The sequence below is a fragment of the Paraclostridium sp. genome (assembly GCF_051656405.1).
In the GTDB taxonomy this organism is placed as follows: domain Bacteria; phylum Bacillota; class Clostridia; order Peptostreptococcales; family Peptostreptococcaceae; genus Paraclostridium.
Genome location: NZ_JBOGBV010000002.1, coordinates 34,740 through 56,363, shown reverse-complemented (window position 1 = coordinate 56,363; position 21,624 = coordinate 34,740). Strand labels below are relative to the sequence as shown.

At 28.1% G+C, this 21,624-nt stretch carries 21 protein-coding genes; 18 read left to right on the top strand and 3 right to left on the bottom strand.

The genetic code is table 11. The annotated features are described in order from the left end of the window. Positions 1-468: 468 nt before the first annotated feature. The 14 genes from ACRDDE_RS00610 to ACRDDE_RS00545 all read left to right on the top strand — a co-directional run bounded on the left by ACRDDE_RS00610 (position 469) and on the right by ACRDDE_RS00545 (position 16,024). A complete protein-coding gene (locus tag ACRDDE_RS00610) occupies positions 469-1,155 on the top strand; it encodes a sugar transferase (protein ID WP_438624820.1) in 687 nt (228 codons plus the stop codon). A gap of 82 nt (positions 1,156-1,237) precedes the next feature. After that, positions 1,238-2,626, top strand: a complete 1,389-nt coding sequence (locus ACRDDE_RS00605; protein WP_438624818.1) for a hypothetical protein — start codon at positions 1,238-1,240, stop codon at positions 2,624-2,626. A gap of 10 nt (positions 2,627-2,636) precedes the next feature. Further along, positions 2,637-3,737, top strand: coding sequence for a glycosyltransferase family 4 protein (locus ACRDDE_RS00600; RefSeq protein ID WP_438624816.1), 1,101 nt, complete (start codon positions 2,637-2,639; stop codon positions 3,735-3,737). A 2-nt stretch (positions 3,738-3,739) separates the two neighbouring features. After that, positions 3,740-4,864, top strand: coding sequence for a glycosyltransferase (locus ACRDDE_RS00595; protein ID WP_053832678.1), 1,125 nt, complete (start codon positions 3,740-3,742; stop codon positions 4,862-4,864). 19 nt (positions 4,865-4,883) lie between these two features. After that, complete coding sequence (locus ACRDDE_RS00590; RefSeq protein WP_438624814.1) at positions 4,884-5,957, top strand: mannose-1-phosphate guanylyltransferase; 1,074 nt, start codon at positions 4,884-4,886, stop codon at positions 5,955-5,957. Positions 5,958-5,993: 36 nt separating this feature from the next. Continuing rightward, positions 5,994-7,697 (top strand): phospho-sugar mutase, encoded by a 1,704-nt coding sequence (locus ACRDDE_RS00585; RefSeq protein ID WP_438624813.1) that lies wholly within the window; start codon positions 5,994-5,996, stop codon positions 7,695-7,697. A gap of 24 nt (positions 7,698-7,721) precedes the next feature. Beyond that, positions 7,722-8,636 (top strand): glycosyltransferase family 2 protein, encoded by a 915-nt coding sequence (locus tag ACRDDE_RS00580; protein WP_438624811.1) that lies wholly within the window; start codon positions 7,722-7,724, stop codon positions 8,634-8,636. Between the two features lie 15 nt (positions 8,637-8,651). Beyond that, positions 8,652-9,491 carry a dTDP-4-dehydrorhamnose reductase gene (gene rfbD / locus ACRDDE_RS00575; protein ID WP_438624809.1) on the top strand — a complete coding sequence of 280 codons (840 nt, stop codon included), beginning with the start codon at positions 8,652-8,654 and terminating at the stop codon, positions 9,489-9,491. Between the two features lie 7 nt (positions 9,492-9,498). Beyond that, positions 9,499-10,368 carry a glucose-1-phosphate thymidylyltransferase RfbA gene (gene rfbA, locus ACRDDE_RS00570; RefSeq protein WP_438624808.1) on the top strand — a complete coding sequence of 290 codons (870 nt, stop codon included), beginning with the start codon at positions 9,499-9,501 and terminating at the stop codon, positions 10,366-10,368. Beyond that, the gene (gene rfbC / locus ACRDDE_RS00565) at positions 10,368-10,940 is read left to right on the top strand and encodes a dTDP-4-dehydrorhamnose 3,5-epimerase (RefSeq protein WP_438624806.1); all 573 of its coding nucleotides are present in this window, start codon (positions 10,368-10,370) and stop codon (positions 10,938-10,940) included. The genes rfbA and rfbC overlap by 1 nt, the downstream gene beginning before the upstream one ends. A 4-nt stretch (positions 10,941-10,944) precedes the next feature. After that, positions 10,945-11,952 (top strand): dTDP-glucose 4,6-dehydratase, encoded by a 1,008-nt coding sequence (rfbB, locus tag ACRDDE_RS00560; RefSeq protein WP_438624805.1) that lies wholly within the window; start codon positions 10,945-10,947, stop codon positions 11,950-11,952. 15 nt (positions 11,953-11,967) lie between these two features. Further along, positions 11,968-13,032 carry a glycosyltransferase family 4 protein gene (locus tag ACRDDE_RS00555; protein ID WP_438624804.1) on the top strand — a complete coding sequence of 355 codons (1,065 nt, stop codon included), beginning with the start codon at positions 11,968-11,970 and terminating at the stop codon, positions 13,030-13,032. Positions 13,033-13,270: 238 nt separating this feature from the next. Further along, positions 13,271-15,607, top strand: coding sequence for a DUF4214 domain-containing protein (locus ACRDDE_RS00550; RefSeq protein ID WP_438624802.1), 2,337 nt, complete (start codon positions 13,271-13,273; stop codon positions 15,605-15,607). A 12-nt stretch (positions 15,608-15,619) separates the two neighbouring features. After that, a complete protein-coding gene (locus ACRDDE_RS00545; RefSeq protein ID WP_438624800.1) occupies positions 15,620-16,024 on the top strand; it encodes a hypothetical protein in 405 nt (134 codons plus the stop codon). Between the two features lie 94 nt (positions 16,025-16,118). Here ACRDDE_RS00545 and ACRDDE_RS00540 read toward each other — a convergent pair whose 3' ends face one another. Beyond that, entirely contained in the window at positions 16,119-17,081 is a 963-nt protein-coding gene (locus ACRDDE_RS00540; protein WP_438624798.1) for an LCP family protein, read from the bottom strand. A 151-nt stretch (positions 17,082-17,232) separates the two neighbouring features. Here ACRDDE_RS00540 and ACRDDE_RS00535 point away from each other — a divergent pair, with 151 nt between their 5' ends. Both ACRDDE_RS00535 and ACRDDE_RS00530 read left to right on the top strand, forming a co-directional pair. Further along, positions 17,233-17,766 (top strand): hypothetical protein, encoded by a 534-nt coding sequence (locus ACRDDE_RS00535; RefSeq protein WP_438624797.1) that lies wholly within the window; start codon positions 17,233-17,235, stop codon positions 17,764-17,766. A 4-nt stretch (positions 17,767-17,770) separates the two neighbouring features. Further along, on the top strand, positions 17,771-18,292 hold the full coding sequence (locus tag ACRDDE_RS00530; RefSeq protein ID WP_438624795.1) for an amidase domain-containing protein: 522 nt from the start codon (positions 17,771-17,773) through the stop codon (positions 18,290-18,292). Positions 18,293-18,333: 41 nt separating this feature from the next. Here ACRDDE_RS00530 and manA read toward each other — a convergent pair whose 3' ends face one another. Both manA and ACRDDE_RS00520 read right to left on the bottom strand, forming a co-directional pair. Next, a complete protein-coding gene (gene manA / locus ACRDDE_RS00525; protein ID WP_438624793.1) occupies positions 18,334-19,278 on the bottom strand; it encodes a mannose-6-phosphate isomerase, class I in 945 nt (314 codons plus the stop codon). Positions 19,279-19,411: 133 nt separating this feature from the next. Further along, positions 19,412-19,879, bottom strand: coding sequence for a DUF4358 domain-containing protein (locus ACRDDE_RS00520; RefSeq protein WP_438624791.1), 468 nt, complete (start codon positions 19,877-19,879; stop codon positions 19,412-19,414). A 154-nt stretch (positions 19,880-20,033) separates the two neighbouring features. On the opposite strand from ACRDDE_RS00520, the gene uppS reads away from it, so the two are divergent. Then, entirely contained in the window at positions 20,034-20,678 is a 645-nt protein-coding gene (gene uppS / locus ACRDDE_RS00515) for a polyprenyl diphosphate synthase (protein ID WP_438624789.1), read from the top strand. 72 nt (positions 20,679-20,750) lie between these two features. Continuing rightward, complete coding sequence (locus ACRDDE_RS00510) at positions 20,751-21,536, top strand: N-acetylmuramoyl-L-alanine amidase family protein (protein WP_438624787.1); 786 nt, start codon at positions 20,751-20,753, stop codon at positions 21,534-21,536. The last annotated feature ends 88 nt before the right edge of the window (positions 21,537-21,624 follow it).

Below are 21,624 nucleotides of genomic sequence, written 5' to 3'. Positions count from 1 at the left end.
TAAATTATTACTATATTACTATATTACTATATTTTAAAATATATATAAGGATATAGCTTTAAATATTATAAATATTTACTTAATTTATAATGACTTAATAAATTTATAGTAAAAAGTATAAAATTGAAAGTAGTGCTTTGATTTTATTAGGATTAACAAATTTATCAGCATAATACTAAGAAACTAAAAATATATTTATTAAATTGGAAAGGACAACTACAAATGTAAAATATCATCAAGTTTTTAAAAACTAAAAAATTAGTAATAGATTTAATTATAAATCTATTATATAAAGTTTATGTTAGAAAGATTACAATTTATCTTGAAATTATATGGATTAAAAATTAATAAGTAAAATTTATAATAAGATAGAATAATAAGCAATATTAAGAAGTAATTGCATATTTAAAAATATAATAATATAGTAATTAACGACAAATAATAATATAAAAATGAAAGGGAGAAAATATGCAAAATAAATATTTAAGCAATAATTCAATAGATATAAGTGATGGAAAATTTGTATATGATGCAGATGCATATGCATCTCCAATTTATCTCTTTTTAAAGAGACTAATTGATATAACAGGGTCTTTAATAGGACTTATAATACTATCGCCTATATTTATAGTAGTAAGCATAGCGATTAAGGTAGAAGACCCTAAAGGTAGTATTTTCTTTGGCCAAGAAAGAAATGGAAAATATCCTAAAACCTTTAAAATGTATAAATTTAGATCTATGGTACACAATGCAGAAGCATTACTAGAGCAATTAAAAGCACAAAATGAAATGAATGGACCAGCATTTAAAATGAAAAATGATCCTAGAATAACAAAGGTAGGTAAATTTATAAGAAAGACTAGTATAGATGAACTACCACAATTAATAAACATATTAAAAGGAGATATGAGCTTTGTTGGACCTAGACCTCCTATTCCAAGAGAAGTATCAGAGTATGATGAATACCAATTACAAAGGTTATCGGTTAAACCAGGATTAACTTGTTATTGGCAAGTAAGTGGAAGAAATAATATAGATTTTGAAGAATGGATAGAATTAGATTTGAAATATATAAAGGAAAGAAATATATTTATAGATATTAAACTTATAATGATGACTATACCAGCATTATTAGGAGATAAAAATGCATCATAATAAAATGTATTTCAGACAAAAGCTTAAAGTTAGAATTATTAAGCTTTTGTCAATTTTGTTTAAGAAGGAGATAGCTTAAAATATGAGCGTTATGTATATAGGATGGGTAATTATACCTCTTATGATTTTTTTAAGTATAAAATTGGAAATACCTAATTTTATATTATTAACTTTATTTACATCTTTTTTCACATCAACAGCAGTTGCATATGTTGAATATTTAGATTTATATATAGGATTACAACAGTTTATGGCAGGACTTCTTATATGTAAATTTATTTATGAATTAATTATAATGAAAAATATAAAATATAAAAATATAAATGTATTTTTAACATTGTTCATTTTATATGCTAGTATATCAATATTTATACCTTTATTTTTTGATAAAACAGATAGCTATGTCATAGGTGTTAGCTCTCATATGGACTTTTCTCCTGTAAGATTTTCTTTAAGTAATATAACTCAGTTAATATACTTATTATTAGGATTTATAGTTTACTTCACATCATATATTTCTATTGATAGCGAATATAGTAGATATGAATATTTTATGGATAAGTTTAATTATGTAATTTTATATAGTGGAATATCTTTAGGAGTTTTAGGTATTATACAGATGTTCTTAAATTATAAAATATTTGATTTATTATTTAGACACTATAACTATAATATTCAGCAAGTCGATTTTTTAAGCTTAGTTGTCAATAGACCATCGGGGCCAACAGGTGAGCCTTCTTTTTATGCATTAGCATTAGTTCCAATTTTATGCTATGTTATTTATAACTTTAAAATTTACATTAAAAAAGTTAATATATATATATATATATGTTATATATTAACTATGATACTACCTCTAGTAGTATCGAAAAGTAGCAGTTTTTTAATAGGAATATTCTTATTTATAGGGATTTTAGCAATATTGGCTATAAACAAATTTATTAAGAATTTTAAAAATATAAAGTCAAGTTTTTTGAAATCAAAAAGAAGAGGTTTAATTTTAGTAGGAATAGCTATGTTCTTTATTATAGTTATTGCGATTGTTATATATATTATTAATACAGATATATTCAGAGACTTTTTATTTAAAATAAAAGGTGGAGGAGTATCTGGGAGTGAGAGAACTATAGCATTAATGCAACACTTACAGGTATTTAAAGATAACTTTTTATTTGGAGTTGGGTTTGGAAGCCTAAGGTCAAAAGATTTAATGTCTACATGGTTAGCAGCTATGGGCATAATAGGAAATACTTTATTTGCTATATTTTTGATTAAACAACTATATCAGTTATTTAAAATAAATAAATCTGAAACTGTATCTTTAGCTATATTAATAATAATTAGTTGGGGCATATTATTTATTTCAGTTCCAGAGCCATACTATCTATATTTATGGATATATTTTGCAATAGCAGACTATGTAATATTAAATAGTAACGAAAAAATATATATAAACAAAAAATTGAAATAAGGTGACGAATATGAATTCAGTTATAATAAATGGATTACAATATGCTAAAAATGGAGCAGGTATATCTAGATATACACATAAACTATCTGAATATATGGATAAAAATGTTGATATACTTATTCAAAATAGCGTAAAGTCTAGCTTTAAGAAAGATAATATAAGGGTTTTAAATAAAACTATAAGTGGAAGTAAAGACAGAATAGTAGAAGAACAGTTAAAAAGTTTAAAAACATTTAAAAAATATAAGTTAGTACATTTTCCAGATTATGCAACTCCTATACTTTATAGAGGTAAAAAAGTAGCTACTATACATGATATGGCTATGCATACTATGGAAGATAAATATACAAAGAGTCAAGTTTTTATAAAAAAAATTTTCATGGAAAATACAATAAAGAAAGCTGATAAGTTGATATGTATTTCTAATTTCACAGCACAAGAATTAAAAAAATATTATCCATACGTAGATGAGAAGAAAATTGAAGTTGTTTATAACGGATTTGAACATACTCATGTAGATATAACTAAATCAGATAAAGAAAATGTATTAAATAAATTTAATATAGATGAAAAATATTTATTGTATGTTGGAACTATATCTCCGCATAAAAACTTAGAAAGATTAATAGAGGCGTTTTCAATATTAAGAAAAAAAGGATACAAACATAAACTTGTTATAGCAGGCAAAAAAGGGTGGATGTATAATGAAATCCTTAATAAATCAAAAGAATTAGGTATAGAAAATTATGTGATCTTTACTGATTATGTAACGGATGAAGAGTTAGAAATTTTATACAGATGTGCAGATGTTTTTACATTCCCGTCTCTTTATGAAGGATTTGGATTCCCTCCTATAGAAGCTATGGCAAGAAAAATACCTGTTGTTTCTTCAAGTGAAGGTGCATTAGGTGAGGTTGTTGGAGATGCAGCATTAATCTGCAATGCATATGATATTAAGGATATAGCTTCTAAAATAGAAGATGTAATAACTAATGAAAATTTAAAAAACGATTTGATTGAAAAAGGTATAAAGAGGAGCAGTTATTTTTCTTGGGAAAAAACTGCAAGACAAACCTATGAAATATATCAAAAAGTATTAAGAGGAGAATAATTATGAAAGTTGCTTTAGCACATGACTGGTTAACCAATATGGGTGGAGCTGAAAAAGTTGTTATAAACTTTAAACAAATATATGAAGATTCACCAATATACACAGTATCTTATAATGAACAAAATCTAGATCCAGAATTAAGAAATATTGATGTAAGAACTACATTTATTGACAAATTACCTAAAGGTAAAACAAATCACCAAATGTTTTTGCCTTTTATGCCAACAGCTTGGGAACAATTAGATTTTACTGATTATGATGTAGTATTATCAAGCTCATCTTCTTGTGCAAAAGGAATTATTACTGCACCAGATACAGCACATATATGTTACTGCCATTCACCTATGAGATATGCTTGGGAGTTCTATTATGAATATATGGAAAGAGAAAAATTAGGAAAAGCTAAGAAAAAACTTATAAAATATATAATGAACTACATACGTATGTGGGATAAAGCATCTGCAGATAGAGTCGACTATTATGTAGCAAATTCTAAAAATGTAGCAAAAAGAATTTACAAACATTATAGAAGAGAAGCTGATGTAATTCATCCTCCTGTTAAAGGTTCATATTTTAATATATCGGACAAGGATGAAGGATACTTCCTTATAGTTTCTAGATTAGTACCATATAAAAGAATAGACTTAGCTGTAGAAGCATTTAATGAATTAGGACTACCACTAGTGGTTATAGGTGGGGGATCTCAGTTAGAGTACTTAAAATCTATAGCAAAAGACAATGTTAAGATTATGGGAAGACAGCCAGATGAAGTAATAAAAGAGCACTATGCTAACTGTAGGGCATTTATATTCCCAGGGGAAGAAGATTTTGGGATAACGCCATTAGAAGCTCAAGCGAGTGGAAGACCAGTAATAGCATTTGGCAAAGGCGGAGCATTAGAGACTGTAGTATCTGAAAGAACTGGATTATTCTTTGAAGATCAAAAAACAGATGAATTAGTAAAAGCTGTAAAGCAGTTTGAAAAAATGAATTGGGATAAAGAAGATATAAGAAAACATGCATTAACTTTTGATGAAGAAATATTCAAGTCAAAGATTAAGAATTATGTGGATGAAAAACATTTAGAACATAAGAACAAAATGAATAGTATAGGTAGAGTATTATAAAAAAATCGGAGTGATAGATATGAATATATTTAATGTAATAATGGCTGGAGGCGGAGGAACTAGATTCTGGCCTATGAGTAGACAAGCTAGCCCAAAGCAACTATTAAATTTAAGTGGAGTAGATACATTAATTAATGAAACGATAGATAGAATTAGTTCTATTTCTGATAAAAATAATTTATATATAGTAACTAATGAAACTCAAAGTGATTTATTAAAGGAAACTGTGCAAGATAAATGTATACATGAAAATGTACTTCAAGAACCATCAGCTAGAAATACCGCAGCAGCAATAGGTTTTGCTGCATTTAGCATAATGAAAAAACATGGTGATGGAGTAATGTGTGTATATCCAGCTGATCACTATATAAAAGATGAAGAAGGATATATAAATACAATTAATGATGCAATAAAAGTTGCTAGTGAAAATGACAAATTAGTGACGATAGGTATAAATCCTACGTTTCCATCTACAGGATATGGATATATCAACTTTGATAAAGATGAAAGCTACAATAATGGAGCATATAAAGTATTAGAATTTGTAGAAAAGCCTAACTATGAAAAGGCTAAAGCATATGTAAAATCTCAAAAATATGTGTGGAATAGTGGAATGTTTGTCTGGAAGGTATCTAAAATATTAGAAGATTTCAAAAGATATTTACCAAAAGTATATGATAAGTTAGAACAACTTTCAAAATATATAGGAACAGATAAAGAGTCTGAAATGATAAAACAAATTTACCCTACAATTCCATCTATATCTATAGATTATGGTATTATGGAGAGAAGTGATGATGTAGTTGTAGTACCTGGGGAATTTGGGTGGAATGATGTTGGATCATGGGATGTACTAGGAGCTATATACGATACAGATGAACAAGGAAATATAAAAAGAGGTGAAACTATAACTATTGACACTGAAAACTCTGTAGTTTATTCAGAAGATAAACTAATAGCTACAGTAGGGATAAAAGATTTAATAGTTGTTTCAACAGAAGATGCAGTAATGGTATGTAAAAAAGATAAAGCTCAAGATGTTAAACTGATTGTAGAAAAGCTAAAAGAAGAAGGTCAAACTAAGTATTTATAGTATACTAAGTATTTTTATAACAAGAGGTGGATAATTATGGAATATATAGAAACTTATAATGAATGGATAAATAATTCTTATTTTGATGACGAAACTAAAAAAGAATTATTAAACATAAAAAATAATAAAAAAGAAATTGAAGATAGATTTTATAAGAACTTAGAATTTGGAACAGGTGGACTAAGAGGGGTAATTGGAGCTGGAACAAATAGAATAAATGACTATACTGTAAGAAGAGCAACTTTTGGACTTGCAAACTACATCTTACAAAAATGTGGTGATGAAGGGAAGTCAAAGGGTGTTGTAATAGCATATGATAGTAGACATAAATCAGCAGAGTTTTGTCTAGAAACAGCTAAAACATTAGCTGCTTGTGGAATAAAAGCATATATATTCGATAGTTTAAGACCAACTCCAGAATTATCTTTTGCTGTAAGATATTTAGGATGTACAGCTGGAGTTGTGATAACTGCTAGTCATAATCCGCCAGAATATAATGGATATAAAGTATACTGGACTGATGGAGGTCAAGTATGCCCAGATATTGCTTCAGAGATTATTAAAGAAGTTAATGAGGTAAAAGAGTACAGTACTATACCAACTATAAGTAAAAATGAAGCTATTGACAAAGGTTTATTAAAAGTTATAGGTGATGATGTAGATAATGCATTTGTGGAAGCTGTTAAAACTCAAGTTCTTAGACAAGATATAATAGACAAAGTTGGGAATGATATAAAAATATTTTTCACGCCTATACATGGTACAGGAAATGTTCCTATAAGAACTGCTCTTAAGGAAGTTGGCTTTAAAAATGTGGAGGTAATAAAAGAACAGGAATTACCAGATCCTAATTTCTCTACAGTAAAATATCCAAATCCTGAAGAAAAGGAAGTCTTCAATATAGCTATAGAAAAAGCTAAAAAAGAAGGCGCTGATATAATAATAGGAACAGACCCAGACTGCGATAGAGTTGGGGTTGTAGTTAAAAATACTGACGGTGAATACATAGTATTAAATGGAAATCAAGTAGGTTCATTACTAGTTAATTATATACTAGAAAATTTAACTAATGAAAACAAACTTCCAGTTAATCCTACAATTGTAAAGACTATAGTTACATCAGAATTAGGATCAGTAATAGCAAAATCTTTTGGTGTAGAATCTATAGATACTTTAACTGGATTTAAATTTATAGGTGAAAAAATCCATGAATTTGAAAATAACAATGAAAAAACTTTTATAATGGGATATGAAGAAAGTTATGGATACTTAGTGGGTACCCATGCCAGAGATAAAGATGGTGTTGTTGCATCTTTATTAATATCTGAAATGGCAGCTTTCTATTATGATAAAGGTATGAGTTTATATGAAGGATTAATGGAAATTTATAGAAAATACGGATATTTTAGAGAAGAATTAAAATCTATAACTTTAAAAGGTATAGATGGAATGGAAAAAATAAAATCTATAATGAATTATTTTAGAAACTCAAATATAGATTCTATAGGGAATTTAAGTATAAAAGAATTAAAAGACTACTCAAATGGAATAGATGGTCTTCCAAAATCAGATGTACTAAAATTTATATTAGAAGATAATTCATGGATAGCTATAAGACCATCAGGAACAGAGCCTAAGATAAAGTTCTATTTTGGATGTAATGGTAAAGATAAAAATATAGTTGATAAAAAGATATCAAATTTAATGGATGATATCGTTAGAAAAACTGAGGCTATATAAATAGGTATCTTAAAAGGAGTAATTATGAAAAACAATCCAAGTGTTCATATAATACTACTTAACTATAATGGATACAAAGATACAATAGACTGCATAAAAAGCTTGCAGTCTATTGAGTATCCAAATTATAAAATAGTTGTAGTAGATAATAAATCAACTAATGAATCAGAAAAATATATAAAAGAATTTATAGAAGTAAAGAAATCTATACATTTTATACAAACTGGAAAAAATTTAGGATTTTCAGGTGGAAATAATGTGGGGATAGAATGGTCTTTAAAAAATGGAGCAGATTATATATGCTTATTAAATAATGATACAACTGTAGAACCTGATTTTTTAAATAGTTTAATTGATGAAATGGAAAGTAATGCTAATATAGGTATATCTGCGGGGAAAATAATGTATTACAGTAAGCCAGATACTATATGGTCAGCTGGAGGCTATATAGACGAATCCAAGTGTTTAGGTTATCATTATGGAATAAATTGCAAAGACAGTGAAGAATATGATGTGAAGAAAGAAGTAACGTTTTTGACTGGATGTTTGCAATTAATAAAAACAGACGTAATAAAAAATATAGGATTATATGATGATTCATACTTTTTATATATGGAAGATGTAGATTTTTGCTATAGAGCAAAATTAAAAGGGTATAAAATAATGTATATACCAGAAAGTAAAATATACCATAAAGTAAGTGCATCTACAGGTGGAGAACAATCTCCGATGGTATTATATTATATGACTAGAAATGTTATGTTATTTAATCAGAAATTCAAAGATAGTTTAAACCATAGTGCTAAATTTAGTATTTATTGGAAGCTAAAGATGATAGTAGACAGATTTAGAAGAAGAGATAAGTATAAATATATAGAAGAAGGCCTTAAAGACCACAAGATAGGAAAGTACGGATGTAAAGTCTTTGAATTTAAATAAGAAAGAGGTAATATTATGAAAGTATTAATTACAGGTAGTAATGGTCAATTAGGGCTAGAACTTTCTAAACAATTGCATGAAAATAATACTTATGATGTGATAAAAACAGATCGAGAAAATTTAAATATACTGGATTTTAAAAATGTGAATGATATTATAAGTAGAGAGAAACCAGATGTTGTTATCAATTGTGCAGCTCATACTGCAGTTGATTTATGTGAAAATGATATAGAAAATGCTTATAAAATAAATGCATTAGGCCCTAGAAATTTAGCAATAGCTTGTGAAAAAATAGGGTCTAAATTTGTGCAAGTTTCTACTGATTATGTATTTGATGGAAGTTGGCATAGACCTTATCGAGAAGATGATATGACTTGTCCTAACTCTATATATGGAACAAGTAAGTTAATGGGAGAACAGTTTACAAAGGAATTTTGTTCAAGATATTTTATAGTGAGAACGGCATGGTTATATGGAGATGGAAATAACTTTGTAAAAACTATGCTAAAATTATCAGAAACAAATAATGAGCTTAATGTTGTAGATGATCAAGTTGGAAGCCCTACGAGTACAGTAGATTTAGCAAAATCTATAATTGAATTAATGGATACAGAATATTATGGAACATATCATGGAACATGTGAAGGACAATGTAGTTGGTATGATTTTGCAAAGAAAATTTTTGAATTAAAAAATATAGATATAAAAGTGAATCCAGTTACAAGTGAAGAATTTAAAAGACCAGCACCAAGACCAGCATATTCAGTTCTTGATAATTTTATGTTTAAATTGGTTGGATTAAATTCATTTAGAAATTGGGAAGAATCGTTAGCAGAATACTTAAAAGGAGAGTAGTGGTATTATGAAAGGAATTATATTAGCAGGTGGATCAGGAACAAGATTATACCCTATTACAAAATGTGTATCAAAGCAGGCCTTACCTATTTATGATAAGCCTATGATTTATTATCCAATGTCAGTTTTGATGTTGGCAGGAATAAAAGATATTTTAATAATATCAACACCTAGAGATATAAGCGTATTTAAAGAATTGTTTGGAAGTGGAGATGAGCTGGGGATTAAAATCGAATATGAAGTTCAAGAACATCCAAATGGACTTGCAGAAGCATTTATAATAGGTGAAGACTTTATAGGAAATGATAAAGTAGCATTAGTTCTTGGAGATAACATATTCTATGGATATGGATTTAGTGAAAGACTTCAAAGAGCGGTAGAAAGAGATGAAGCAACTATTTTTGGATATCAGGTTGCAGATCCAAAAGCATTTGGAGTTGTAGAATTTGATAAAGATTTCAATGTTTTATCTATAGAAGAAAAACCTGAAGTGCCAAAATCAAATTATGCAGTACCTGGATTATATTTTTATGATAATGATGTAATAGAAATTGCTAAAAATGTGAAGCCATCTGAAAGAGGAGAATTAGAAATCACATCGATTAATAATGAGTATTTAAAAAGAGGAAAGTTAAAGGTAGAGTTATTTGGAAGAGGAATGGCCTGGTTGGATACGGGAACACATAAGGGATTACTAGACGCATCTAATTATGTTGAAGCTGTTCAAACGAGACAAGGATTATATATTGCATGTTTAGAAGAAATAGCATATAGAAAAGGATATATAGACAAAGAACAACTTTTAACTTTAGCTAAGCCGCTTATGAAAACTGATTATGGTAAATATTTAGTAAAAATAGCAGATGAGGTGAAATAATGGGTAACTTCAAATTTACAGAAACTAAAATAAAAGATTTATATATAATAGAGCCTAAAGTATTTGGAGACAATAGAGGATACTTTATGGAAAGTTATAATAGAAAAGATTTTGTAGAAGCTGGACTTGACATGACGTTCGTACAAGATAATGAATCTAAGTCAAAAAAAGGCGTTCTAAGAGGAATGCACTTCCAAACTAAACACACTCAAGGAAAGCTTGTTAGAGTTAATGAAGGGGCTGTTTATGATGTTGCGGTAGACTTAAGAAAGGGTTCGCCAACATTTGGGGAGTGGGAAGGGATACTTCTTACTTCTGAAAATAAAAAGCAATTTTATGTTCCGGAAGGTTTTGCTCATGGTTTCTTAGTTGTGTCTGATGAAGCTGTATTCAATTATAAGTGTACAGATTATTATGCACCAGAATTTGATAGCGGATTATTATGGAATGACCCTGAAGTAGGAATAGAATGGCCTTTAGAAGGAATAGAAGAAATACTATTATCAGAAAAAGATAAGATACAAAAAACTTTAAAAGAATTAGATATACCGTTTGAATATAAAGGAGAGTAATTTTATGAAAAAGATATTAGTAACTGGAGGAGCAGGTTTTATTGGTGGAAACTTTGTTCACTATATGGTAAATAAATATCCAGATTATATGATAGTTAATTTAGATGCACTTACTTATGCAGGAAACTTAGAGACATTAAAACCTGTAGAGGATAAACCTAATTACAAATTTGTAAAGGGAGATATTGCAGATAGGGATTTTGTATTTAACTTATTTAAGGAAGAAAAGTTTGATATAGTTGTAAATTTTGCAGCTGAATCGCATGTAGATAGATCTGTAGAAGATCCAGGAATATTTGTAGAAACAAATGTTATAGGAACACAAGTACTATTAGATGCATCTAAGGAGTTTGGAGTTGAAAGATATCACCAAGTTTCTACGGATGAAGTTTATGGAGACTTACCACTAGATAGACTAGACTTATTTTTTACAGAGGATACACCTTTAAATCCAAGTTCTCCATATTCAGCATCTAAAGCATCTGCTGATTTTTTAGTTCATGCTTATCAAAGAACTTTTGGATTACCAGCGACAATATCAAGATGTTCTAATAACTATGGGCCATATCACTTCCCAGAAAAATTAATACCATTAATGATATCTAGAGCTTTAAATGATGAATCTCTTCCGGTATACGGAAATGGAGAAAATGTAAGAGACTGGTTACATGTTGAGGATCATTGTTCAGCTATAGACTTAATAATCCATAAAGGAAAAGTTGGAGAAGTATACAATGTGGGTGGACACAATGAAAGAACAAATTTACAAGTTGTAAAAACTATCCTTAAAGCATTAGATAAGCCAGAAAGCTTAATAACTTATGTAACTGATAGACCGGGTCATGATTTAAGATATGCAATAGACCCAACTAAATTAGAAAATGAATTAGGATGGAAACCTAAGTATAATTTTGATACAGGAATACAACAAACTATTGAGTGGTATTTAGATAATAAAACTTGGTGGAAAAATATATTATCTGGCGAGTATAAAAATTACAAGTTAAAGTAAAAGGGAGGTATTTTAATGAAAATAAACTTTATAATCCCTTTCACTAATTTTACAGGTGGAATTAAAATAGTTTTTGAATATGCAAATAGATTGAAAGAACATGGGCATGATGTATTAATATATGTGCCAATGAAGGCATACTCATTTTCAGATGAAGGAATAAAATCTTGTTTAAGAGTAGCCAAGGCATCTATTGGAAATACAATCAAAAGAAGAAATGTAGTTGACTGGTTTGATTTAAAGGCTACTATTAAACTAGTTCCTACTATAAGAGATAAGTTTATAAGAGATGCAGATATAACTGTAGCTACAGCATGGCCAACGGCATATGATGTTAATGATTTAACTGAAAGCAAAGGAGCTAAGTTTTATTTGATTCAGCACTATGAAATATGGAGTGGAAGCAAAGAAAAAGTTGATAATAGCTATAAGTTGCCATTAAACCAAATAGTAATAGCCAAATGGCTACAAGATTTAATGAGTGAAAAATTTGATAATAAAAGTGATCTAATATATAACGGAATTAATACTGATGAATTTAATAATACAGGAAGAATTAATACTGATGATATAAATGTTTGCATGATGTACCATAATTTGGATTGGAAAGGATTTAAGGACGGATTAAAAGCCTTTGAAATTGCAAAGAAAAAAAATCCGAATATAAATTTAAAATTATTTGGGATAAAAGATGGAGAAGATATACCTGAATATGCAGAATTTAAGATGAATCCAACTAGGGAAGAATTAAAAGATATATACTTAGATTCGGATATATTTATATTTCCAAGCAAGTCTGAGGGATGGGGGCTTACAGTAGTAGAGGCTATGGCATGTGGATGTGTAGTAGTTGGTACTAGAACTGGAGCTTTAGATGAAATAGGGAAACATAATGAAAATAGCTTAATATGTGAGCCGGAAGATATTGAAGGGCTTGCTAAAAATTTAGAAAGATTAATAAGTGATAAAAATTTATTAAAAAAATTATCTGACTCATCGGTAGAAACTGCAATGAAATTAGATTGGGAAATATCTATTAGTAAAATGGAAGATATATTTAAATCAAAAATCAAAAACTAAAAATAGTTCACATTTAATAAGAACTAATTAGTATATTAAATGTGAACTAATATATATTAAAAAAATAATTAAAATTTTGCGCTACTTACTATAACAAAGTAAGCGCACATTTTTGAGTTTATTAAAAGCTCATTATATAATTAAAATTAAGTTTAACATATTACATAAAATTTGAATTTTAATGTTTTAAGTCGGGGTTAATATTGAAAATTTAAATCATGTGAGGGAGATATCAATTATGAAAAAAAGTACGATTAGTTTTTTAATCGCTCTTAATTTATGCTCAATTAACTTTATTGATGCAAATGCAGAAACAAAAGATATGCAAAGCATAGAAGAACCTATGCAAAATCAAATTCAGGAAAAAGATAAAGAACAAGATCAAGACAAAGAACAAGTTATAACAACAGAAAAAAATATAAATGAAGATCAAAATAAAGAACAAGACCAACCAGAGATTCAAGAACAAAATCAACAGCCTGTTGAAATAAAAGAAAAGCAAATTCAAAATGAATCGTACTCAGCAGATGTAAAAGAGAACTGTAAAATACTTATAAGACAGTTTTATAAGGGGTTTTATGGAAGAGAAGCAGATAATGATGGAGTAGAATATTGGTCAAATGAGATAGTTAGTCAAAGAAGAACTGTAGCTAATGTTTTTGAATGTTTTATAAATAGCGATGAATGTAAGAGCAAAAATTATAATAATGAAGAATATGTAAAAGCACTGTACATAGGATTACAAGGTAGAGAACCTGATGGAGCTGGTTTAGAATACTGGACAAGTCAACTTGGATTAGGTCAAAGTAGAAAAGTTGTACTATACAATATATTTAACTCTAACGAGTTTCAAACTAAGTTAGATTTAATGGGAATAAAAAACAAAGGTCAAATAGACTTAGATTTAAATGATAATAAGGGTAGTGTTAAAAATTTAATAAATCAATTTTATAAAGGAATTTATGGGAGAGAAGCAGATAATAGTGGATTAGAATTTTGGTCAAGCCAAGTTCTAGACGGTAAAAAAAGTATAGCTGAAATTCTACTTACATTTACAAATAGTGATGAATGTAAGAGTAAAAACTATAATAATGAAGAATATGTAAAATCTATATATACAGCTTTATTTAATAGAAACCCTAATAATGAAGATCTAAACTATTGGGTAGGTGTTTTAGAGGATGGAAATTCGAGAGTTTCTGTATTAGCTGTAAATGTTAATTCAAAAGAATTTCAAGATATTTTAAACAATATAGGTATTAAAAATAAAGGGAATATAGATACAAGTTTAGAAGATAGAAAAGGTGAAGTTAAAGGAATAGTGGAGAATTTCTATGTAGGGTTCCATGGAAGGAAAGCAGATTTAAGTGGAGTAAATTTCTGGGCTGATCAAATTATAAGTGGAAATAGAAGTGTAGCACAAGTAGTAGATTCTTTTATAAATAGTGATGAATTTAAAAATAAAGGATACTCAAGTGAAGAGTATGTAAAAGCTGTATATAAAGGTATTTTAGGACGAGAAGCTGATATTGGAGGATTAAATTTTTGGTTAAATCAAATTGTAAATGGTGGAAGCAAAAAGTATGTTTTAAAATGTATATTTAACTCTCCTGAGTTCCAAGATAAAGTTAAAAGTATTGGAATAAAAAATATAGGGGACATTGAATTATCTTCTAATGAAGTACAAAGTACAATTGGAAAAGCTAGAATTAAGGTTAGTGCTTTAAATTTACGAAAAGAACCTAGTTTAGAGGCTGATGTGTTAACTACAATGCAATCAGGTGATAGAGTAGTTATTTTAGGAAGAGTAAAAACTGATTTAACATATTATCAAATAGAGTATGTTAAAAACGGGAAAATTTATAATGGATATGCTAGCATGTTTGTAAGTGGAGTTAATACAACTGAAATTTTTGAAGATAATTTGAATAATGAGTTCTTAGGTGTGTTATCAGAAAGATATGAATCTAATGGAGATCCAGGACTTGTATCAAGTGGAAATGGAGATTATGGTGGAAAGTCATATGGTGCATGGCAGTTTTCTTCTACAATGGGATCTTTGGATGAATTTGTTAGCTGGTTGAGAAATGAAAATAATGAATTTTATAAAAAATTAACTGATGCAAGAGCATTAGATGATAATACAAATTGTGGACCTAATTTCGATAAAGCTTGGAAAGAAATTGCACAAAATCATAATAATACATTCTATAATTTACAACACAAATATGTAAAAGAGAATTTTTACGATAAACTAGTAAATAAATTATTAAAATCAGGTGATTTCTCAAATGTAGTATCTACATTTGCAGGACGTAATGTACTATGGTCAACAGCAGTTCAGCATGGAGTTACAGGATCATATAGAATAATATCACCACTACAAAGTAAGTGTAATAATGTAGAAGATTTTATAAAAGCGGTATATGCAGAAAGAGGACGTAAAGATGAAAATGGTCAGTTAGTTTATTTTGCAAATAACTCTCAGGCTGTTCAAGATAGCGTTGCTAAAAGGTTTACTAGAGAACAAGAAGATGCTATACAATGTTATAGATATAGTTTAGAAAATAAATAGAGGAAAACATAGATGAGTAAAAAAATAATTAAATACATATTAATAATACTTCTAGTTGTGTCTGGAGTATATTTTGCAGTTCATAGTTTAGGTAAAAAGGGCGCAGATGTAGATAGTGCCAATATTAGTAAACAAGACAATAAAGAAGAATATGATTTGAAAAGTAAAGAATATAAAGAAAAGAATAAAAAGTCAAATACTAATTTTACTTTAGAGAAAGCCATTGAATTTTGTAAAGCAAAATATGGAAATGATGCAGATACAGTATATGTTGGGAATGAAGATATAGAAAATATAAATGGAAAGACTGGATATATAGTTCAAATTAAATCAAAAGAACTTATGAAACAAGGTGGTACAGGTGTATTATTCACAGTTTTAGTTTGTGAGAATGGAGAAATAATTGAAATAGAGTAATACATAAAGTTTTAATTAGACAATAAAAATAAATATTTGGCTAAAAACCGATTAAATAGATGTTATAAATAGTCTATCTAATCGGTTTTTTATTTTATTTTTTATATACAGTGTCATTAAAAATAAAATCATGAAGTATTGGCAAACACTTCTCTTCGTCATAACGCCAAACCCATCCAGCATTTTTATAAATGCCACCAGTACTATACTCTTCTATAGGGAATTCTAAAGTTTTAATATTAAAGTTACCAATAGATAGAATCGAATTACCAATAGATAAAATATCAGATGTATCCATATTAGTTTTAATGTATGGCAGTATGCCGTCTATTAAATTAGGGTACTTGCTAATTGGTAGATGTTTAACTTTTTCAAATGCACTTTCAAGTACAAGCCTTTGTCTATTGTCTCGCTCTAGAGCACTATCATTATACCTAATTCGGCTATAAGCTAATGATTGATAACCATTTAGTTTTTGTTTACCTGAATACTCTATATTTTTCATAGGACTTTTATTTTTATTTTGGTCAAATGAATAACATTCTGGCATATATCGGTTTAACTCTTTTATTTCATTAGGTTTTACATCAATGACAATTCCATTTAAAGTATCGATTATATTAATGAATGAGAAAAAATTCACGACAACATAATTTTGAATATCTATTTTAAAATTAGATTCAAGGGTTTCTAACAATAAATTAAGTCCTCCATAAGCATATGCATGTGTTAGTTTTTGCTTTCCGTGGCCAGGGATTTGTACATATGTATCTCTAGCTAAAGATGTAAGTTTTAGGTTTTTATGCTTATTATCTACAGTTAAAATCATCATAGCATCAGATCTAGATTTTTCCTCTGTATTTCTAGCATCTGTCCCAACTAATAAAATATTCGTTATTCCTTTTTCAGATGCATAATTTGTTTCTTTAAGTGATTTTATAGATGAAGATGGATCGTATACTTTATTTACTTTAGAGTGAATATAACCAAATATGCTTACAGGTAACAATATTAAAATTATTATAATAAAAATCAAAAATTTTTTAAAAATAGACATAGTATCCCCCTTTTGTATAAAAATTTTGCTTTGTATATATTTATATTAAACTAAAAATACATATTTAACATCAATAAATAAAAAAACTTATATCAAAATTTACAATGTTATCATACATAATAATATAGTTTAAACACAGGAGGCTATTTAAATGGTAGATATAAAAAAAAGATATATAGACATAATAGATAAAAACTTTAACTGTATAATAGAATATCCTGTAATAGAAAAATTAAATAATGATTTATTTATAGAATATATAAATAAAAAAATACATGATGATATATTGATTTTTAAAGAAATATCGCAGGATGAATATATACATTCTAATATTAATACTATTATATTTACAGAGTTTAAAGAGCATGTTAATAAAAATAATATAATTAGCATATCTATAATATTTTCAGAAATTTACGATTCTAACAAAACAATAAACTATATAAATACTTACAATTTTGACCTTAAAAGAAAGAGAGAATTGCTAATCGAAGATATTTTTAATAAAACAGAGCTTATAGAGAATATTATAGATCAAAAATTTTATATAACTAAGGACTATATATCTATAGTGTCCTCTTCATATGAAAATAAGGATACATGTGATATAGATGAGCAGAGAATTTATTTTAAAGATAATGAAAATAATACATCGAATTACATTAAGCGTTATGTAATGGAGTGATAATATGAAATTATTAAGTGAATATAATAGAGAGGCTGCAGTTGATTATGCTAGAACATGGGCTTTATATAGAAATCCTAAATACAAAGACTATGACCCCTGGGGAGGAGACTGTACTAACTATATATCCCAGTGTATACATGCTGGGGATATACCTTTTGATCATGAGGGAAAAGATATAATGCACAAATGGTATTGGTATAGCGATTTTAGTAGAACTCCAACCTGGACGTCTGCAGATGCATTTGGTAGATATGTTTTAAATAACAACAAATATAAAACAGAAAATTACGGTATATATGCAGTGCTAGCAGATTATGATGAGTTAGAAAAAGGAGATTTAGTTCAATTAATATATCAAGGTAGTGCATATCATACGATGATAATAAGTGAAGTGATATTAGATGATAGAAATTACTTATTAGATTACTTAATATGTCAGCATACAGATGATTTGATAGATTTTCCTTTAAGCGAAAAAGAAGGAGAGAGAAGATATATAAAAATACTTGGGTATTATAAGTAAGTAGAAGGGATGTATTAAAATAAATATGCATCCCTTTTTAACTACATATGAGAAGTTATTAATTGTAAATTACCTATTAGTTTAAATTCTCCAAAGTTATTAGGTAATATAAAGTTATCGCCTTTATTTAAACTATATTCATTTGAATCTGATAATAGTTTTCCATTACCATCTATGACACTATATAATTCGAATGGCTTATCCTGAGTTGAACTATACTCAGTGAAAACATCTAATTTATGAACACTAAAAAACTCATTGCTTAAAAATGTTGTAAGTTTAAAGTTATCATTTTCGATAATATTGTAGTTAGGTTTATTTTCAATATGAGGAACTGTAGTAACAGCTATAGACTTGTCTACATGAAGATCTCTTTTATTACCATTAGAGTCTACTCTATCATAATCATAAACTCTATAAGTAGTATCAGAATTTTGTTGAGTTTCTAAAACTAGAGTTCCTTTGCATAAAGCATGGATTGTTCCACTTGGAACATAGAAAAAGTCTCCTTTATTAATTTTAACTCTTCTAAGTAGGTCACTCCATTTATTATTTGAAACCATAAACTCTAACTCTTCTTTAGATTTAGCATTGTGTCCAAATATCATTTCAGCATCATCATCACAATCTATTATGTACCAGCATTCAGTTTTACCCAATTCTCCGTTTTCATTTTTCTTAGCATACTCATTATCAGGATGGACTTGAACTGATAAATTATCATTAGCATCTAATATCTTTGTAAGTAATGGAAATTTATCTCCCGGCATATTTCCAAATAGTTCTTTGTGATTAGACCATAAGTTAGATAAAGTCATACCCTTAAACTTTCCATTTGTAATTTCGCAATCTCCATTTTCATGAGAACTTATAGCCCAACATTCACCTGTATTTTCAGATGGAATTTCATAGTTAAACTTATCTCTTAATGCAGTTCCTCCCCATATTCTGTACATAAACAATGGCTTTAAAAATAACGGTTCCATGAATATCCTCCTAAAATTAAAATAATATATCTAAAGTAATTATATAACATATTTAATTAAAAAAAACAATAAGACTTAGATTTACTTAAACTACTAAAAACTAATTAACAGAATAAATCAGATAGATTAACTATTATTTCTGAATAGTATTTAAAATTACTTTTTCAATCTCATCAGCGTTTGGAGTAGCTATAAAATATACATAGTTGCCTATTGTTTTCAATATTGAGTTTGACACACTTTCCATATTATCTTCTCCACCATATCCGTCAGCAAATAGTTTTAGTGAATTGTTTTTATATTTTTCTAAAGATTTAAGTACTACTTCAGTATTATCAGTTTTAATAACTATGACATCTCTTAATTTAACATTTATCATAGCACTTAACATAAAGCCTTCGTTAATATCATTTTTTACAGAACTAAGAGCATGAAATTCTGAAGCGTTAATATCATTTAAAGTATCTACGTCTAAAAGATTACTTTTTAATATAGCATCTTTAATTTTACTTACAGGTACATCTTTAATATTTGATTTAGAAGAGCAACCTACAAGTGAAAAAGTAAAAAGTAAAAAAACTAAAAACAAAGTTTTTCTCATATAATACCTCCGAATAAAAATATATTTATAGTTTACTATAAATACAATAAATAATGGAGTTATTTTATTGAAAATTTAAAAAATTTTAATAAAATATTTTAAATTGTGTAAAAATTCTATATGTGTCAATAATTCACATCAAGAGGTGATTAAAATGAGAATTCCAAAACATGTAGGAATAATACCAGATGGAAATAGAAGGTGGGCTGAATCTAATGGGCTTACTAAAGACAAAGGGTATGATAATGGACTAGATCCAGGGATTGAAGCATACAGGGTGTGCAGAGATATAGGTGTAGATGAAGTTACATTTTATGGATTTACGACGGATAATACAAAGAGACCTGCACCCCAGACCGAGGCTTTTACTGATGCGTGTGTAAATGCAGCTAAGATGTTAGTAGATGAAGGCGCATCTTTGCTAGTTATAGGAAATACGAGTTCGCCGATGTTTCCAAAGGAACTAATTCCATACACTAGCCGTACAGAGGCTAAGGATGGGCAAATAAAAGCTAATTTATTAGTTAATTATGGGTGGCATTGGGACCTAAATACATTATCTACGGCTAAAGGAAATAATAAAAATAATATACATGAATACATACAGTCTTTTGATATATCTAGATTGGATTTAATAATAAGATGGGGTGGAAGAAGAAGACTAAGTGGTTTTTTACCTGTACAATCTATATATGCAGATTTTTATGTTTTAGATGATTACTGGCCAGATTTTAAGCACAATCATATACATGAAGCGATAAATTGGTATAGCAAACAAGATATTACTTTAGGAGGATAAAGCTAGTCATATTGAAAATATAATCGAAAAATGCTAAAATTAACCTGAATTATATAGTAGAAGGGTGGATGTATGGCAAAGAAGAAAAAAACTGTTAAGAGAAAAAGAATAAAAAAATCAAGACTATTAATTTTAGTATTTTTATTATTAGCAATTATATTTTCAATAATGTTTGGGTTAAAGATGTTAACAGGGTCAACGAGTGAGGATAAAACAAAAACTGATTCTAAAAGCAATGAGACTAAAACTCAAGACAATACTGAAATTGAACATCTTAGCTTAGATGAAGACAAATCAAAAGGGAAAATTAAGATATTGATAGATCCTGGGCATGGAGGAAATGATGCAGGAGCTAAGGGAGTAGACGGCAGTTTAGAAAAAAATATATCTTTAGAAATTGCAAAGAAAGTAGCTGGAGATTTGTCTCAATACGAAGACTTAGAAGTTATTCTAACTAGGACAGAAGATACATATGTATCTTTAGAAGAAAGAAGTAAAATGGCTAATGAGCAAGGGGTAAATATGGTTGTTTCTATACATCTTAATTCAGAAAGTGGAGGAAGGTCTGCATTTGGAACAGAGACATATTACCAGTCAAATAATATTGATGGATCAGAAAAGCTGGCTAAATCTATACAAGATACAATATGCTTATATTTAGACACTAAAAATAGAGGTATTTATCCTTCTAACTTAGAAATTTTAAGAGAGACAGAAATGCCATCAGTTTTAGTCGAGGCTGGATTTATAAGTAATAAGGAAGAAGAAAAAAAGCTTAGTAACTCAAGTTATCAAAATCAAATGGCAGAAGGTATAGCTCAAGGAATACTAAGATACATAGACTCTAAACATAAATAAAAAGAAGTATATAATATATACTTCTTTTTATTTATGTTTAATTATATATTAATTAATTCAAACTTTGATATAATGGTAGCTAGAAAGT